General features: G+C 38.5%; 4 protein-coding genes. 1 reads left to right on the top strand and 3 read right to left on the bottom strand.

Annotation, left to right across the window (positions count from 1 at the left end; genetic code table 11):
* The coding region (locus VLN09_RS11365) for a helix-turn-helix domain-containing protein (RefSeq protein ID WP_325246594.1) at positions 1-315 on the bottom strand (315 nt) is incomplete at its 3' end.
* Between the two features lie 30 nt (positions 316-345).
* Between VLN09_RS11365 and tnpA the strand changes: the two genes are divergently transcribed.
* A complete protein-coding gene (tnpA, locus tag VLN09_RS11360; RefSeq protein WP_325246592.1) occupies positions 346-744 on the top strand; it encodes an IS200/IS605 family transposase in 399 nt (132 codons plus the stop codon).
* Between the two features lie 245 nt (positions 745-989).
* On the opposite strand, the gene VLN09_RS11355 is transcribed toward tnpA, so the two are convergent.
* Both VLN09_RS11355 and VLN09_RS11350 read right to left on the bottom strand, forming a co-directional pair.
* Complete coding sequence (locus VLN09_RS11355; protein WP_325246590.1) at positions 990-2171, bottom strand: hypothetical protein; 1182 nt, start codon at positions 2169-2171, stop codon at positions 990-992.
* Between the two features lie 821 nt (positions 2172-2992).
* Positions 2993-3709, bottom strand: a complete 717-nt coding sequence (locus VLN09_RS11350) for an SIMPL domain-containing protein (protein ID WP_325246588.1) — start codon at positions 3707-3709, stop codon at positions 2993-2995.
* Positions 3710-3967 lie beyond the last annotated feature (258 nt).

The raw sequence follows: 3967 nt of genomic DNA, 5'->3' as shown, positions 1-3967 counted from the left end.
ATTTTCTTTCAATCGTGCATGTACTTTAGGGTCAAAAAATCGTGACCAAGCAGCAGCAAGATCACGTACTTTCTGTTGTAAAGATACCGCATTAGACTGGGCTTTTAAGAACTCAAAATCAGGATGGTACTTTAGATCCATGATTTTATTAACGATATTAGTGTCGTTGATAAATTCATTCTTGGCAAACATCTCAAATGAGATCGCTAGCATTTGATTCCAAACAAAACGTGCAGAGCCGACAAGATTATTTAAAACAACCTCTTGCTCTACATTAGGCTCAAGCCTAAATTTATACGCTTTGTTGATTTTCATAAATGCTTTCTTTTAAGAGTTTTTATTACAATGAGTGAGATATATAAAAATCGCCATGCGGCCTTTAACCTCCATGTTCACTTGGTTTTTATTACCAAGTATCGAAGAAAGGTATTGGGCGGGGTGCATCATCAGTATTTCAGTGAGTGTGTTGCTGAGGTATGCAAGAGCTTTGATGCTGAGTTAAAAGAATGTAATGGTGAAGCAGATCATATCCACATGCTTATCCAGTACCCGCCAACGGTGCAATTAAGCAAATTGGTCAATCACTTAAAATCAGTCATCGGTAGACGAATGAGGGTTGATTTCATTGACTTGAGGGCTGCTTATGCCAAACCTGTGCTTTGGTCTCGATCATGTTTTGCAAGCTCTTGTGGTGGTGCTCCATTAGAAATTATCAAGCAATACATTCAGAACCAGCAAGGCTAACAAGCGATGCGAAATTCACCGCCACCCTGATGTCGGGTGGCGTCCTCTTTCGCTTTTTTGATAGAACCATACTTGGTAAACTAACTTCTCGATTGAGGAACGTCATTAAAACAGTCTGTGAGACTATTTTAGTGACGTAATACCTAAGGTTATACTCCCAGTAACAGTTGATGAAGTACGTTTTTATCAACGATAACTAGACAGTATTTAGCATCACCTGCATGTAGGGCGGTTCAAGAAGCCTGTTATATTCTAAACATCGCGCCATTTGGTGTTAGACCGACGTAAGCCATTCCTGCTTGGTTCATCCAATGTGGCTGAATAATTCCATGTTGTAAAATAGCATGAACATCTCTGTGAGCTCTTTCTATTTTATATTTTTTGTATAATGAAACGGTACCTGCAACAGCATAAATTTCAGATACCATAGCTCTAGCTTCCCTTGCCGCTTCACATGAAGCCGCCCATACATCAGCAAGCTGCTCATCGGTAAAGGTGTTTTCGTTCTGAGCTTCTTGCCATAGTGTTGCAATACTACTATGTAATTGCGAGCGTTTAGACGCCAATAAAGTTCTACTTTTTGCTATGGCTGCTTGTACTGTGTCACGATCGCGTAGATCTGGACTTTTCCCAGGTGTAACTCTGTCTAAACACATTTTAATTAAATCGTCTGTAGCCGCTTTTAAAACTCCTAAAGCCATTGCAGCACAACCGGCAGAGTTAATGCAGCCGATAGGTAAGCGGCTATATGCATTATCAAGCGCTACTGGACTGCCAAAATCTACAGCATATTGCTCTTTGACAAAGGTATCTTTTATGACTATATCATGACTACCTGTGCCATTTAATCCGCCCACATTCCATGTATCGACTACTTCAACAGCTTTTTTTGGAATGAAAAACAGCTTCAAGTTTGCTCCTGGACCAAGGGTTTTAGGTGAGTTCTCCGAGGTAACCAAACAACGTAAAACAAACCAGTCAGCTAATTCACATCCCGACACCAAGGTCCATTTACCAGAGACCATATAACCTCCGGGAACAGTTTCAGCAATTCCTTCAGGACGTGCCGAGTTGGCATATACATGAGAAGGATCGTTATACACCTCTTGCATACTAGTATTATCCAAATAACGTCCAAATGTACAAGCAAGATGATTGTTCCACACAATCCATGCCACTGACGCTTCAGCACTAGCTAATAATTCATAAACTTTTAATGTTTCTACAGGATTATCTTCCCATCCTCCTAAAGATTTTGGTAGTCCCATTCTGAATAGTTTAAGACTTGAGAGTTGTTCAACAATAGCTGGAGCAAGTTTTCTGGCGCTTTCAGTTTCTTCTCTAGATGAAGTTATTAAGTCAAGGATTTCTTTAGCTGCATCAGTTGGCAGATTATTTTCAATATCTAGTGGAGTGGTATGTTTCATGTTTTAACCTTATTATGTTTAACGTAAATGAAGGAGTTTCAGTTAAATAAGTATTCAGGCTAGAAAGAATCCTTATTTAACTGCTATGCATGCGTTATACGGTAACGATTAAAAAATTTTAATCCACTGATAACTTCTTCTAGAGCTTGATCAGGCTATTAGTGGAATATAATATTCTGTTTAGCTAATTTGCTTTTGCATAGGAATTTTTATACAAAATAGGTGGGTTTTTGACTGGACTTCAAATTCAGTGAGCTTATAGTTAGCATCTACTAAGTCTGTATGACTTTCTAAGTTGACAATAAACCTCCATGTTTTAAATAACAATCCTTGTAATTAGAGTCCCTGTTGATATTCTTATAAAGAATCTAATTTACTGCCGAGACAAAAAAATGCAGTATATTATCTTTACGCTTTCTACATGATTCTCTATAAGTACGAGTAATCCCTTTACTCTCCCGAAAATTTATATAATCCTGCAATCTATCATCTAAGTAAAAGGGCGATAGAATGATAGATTATCATAAAAAGTTATTAATAATCTATCTCGAAGATTGTTTGCTCAATTATGAAGGTGACTATCGTCGAAACAGTCATCCTCAGTTGCACCAACCACTATAATTAATCTTAGATAAATCAGAGACCAAAGTGTAAACACCTCGCTCTTAACACGGCTGCTGCCTACAATAACCAAGCCAGCTATTTGTTCTCAATAGGCCTCATATCATCGAGTGAATCATGTCTAAAAAAATAAATGCCACCACTGGATTCAGTGATGGCCTTTATTTATAACGGTCTTTTTACATAGGTTGAACTGAGTTCTATTTAGTTAATTCAATCGTGCCATTGGCAGTGACTGAAATCGTACTATTACCAGATTCAAAGTTTTGGCTCGGTACCGACGCATCCGCCGACTCAGCTTTCATACTCATTGCATTATACATCGGGCGAGGATAGTTGCTGCCAGTGTTTAGATTGACATTAACGACACGATAGCTGCGCGCATCCCAAGCGCGAGTCATATTTTTTGCTTGCTGCTGAAAGGCGCGTGAAGCATCGGTCATGAGTTTTTGCTCTATCGCATTCTTTTTGATATCTGAGACGCCAAAGCTAAGATTTTCCATAACTAAGGTTTCTTGCAAATCAGCAATTAATTGACTGGTTGCGGTAAAATCGGTACTTTTTAGATCTATATTCGCTTGTCCTGTCCAGCCGATGATTTTGTTGTTTTTATCATAGCGTGGGTAGGTACGTTGTTGTCCTGTGCTTATGGTGACAGTCGGGTAGCGCTTAGCGATTTTTAACGCATTATTAATTGAGGTGTTTAGTGTTGTCGCCAATGCTTTGGCATCCGTTGCCTGTGCTTTTTTATATAGGCTAGCAGTCACTTCATCGTTTTGAATCTCTTCTTTTACTTCTGCCTGAAAAGTAAGTTGGTCGTAGCCTGTTGGCGCTGCATGGGCGCTACCCATTATCGTCGCCAATAAAAATGCTGTACCAGTGGTGAGAGTAACTTTGCTAGTTAGCGTGTTTTTCATCATAATCTCCTGAATGACATAAATGTATTTGAAGCCGTTAATTTAAAAGCCATAAAAATGCATTATATTTATTTGGCATTGTTTATGGCACTTAACCTTCCTAACTAAAATAGCAAAATTTAAAAGTGTCGCTGTGAGAATTTTGTCACTTAAGTTACAGACGCATTTAGTATAAAAAGCAAACAGTTTTACGATTGGGGTTGTAATAATAAAAAATTCTTGTATAATCTGAATCTGGTGGCTCCATTGGTAGCCTCG

The organism is Psychrobacter sp. (assembly GCF_035469765.1).
In the GTDB taxonomy this organism is placed as follows: Bacteria; Pseudomonadota; Gammaproteobacteria; order Pseudomonadales; family Moraxellaceae; genus Psychrobacter.
Note: the sequence above shows the minus strand (reverse complement) of the source record. Positions and strands in the feature narration are given on the sequence as shown.

Excerpts from the sequence above, each read along its gene's own strand:
- tnpA (WP_325246592.1), top strand. The coding sequence starts at position 346 with ATGAGTGAGATATATAAAAATCGCCATGCGGCCTTTAACCTCCATGTT.
- VLN09_RS11355 (WP_325246590.1), bottom strand. The coding sequence starts at position 2,171 with ATGAAACATACCACTCCACTAGATATTGAAAATAATCTGCCAACTGAT.
- VLN09_RS11350 (WP_325246588.1), bottom strand. The coding sequence starts at position 3,709 with ATGAAAAACACGCTAACTAGCAAAGTTACTCTCACCACTGGTACAGCA.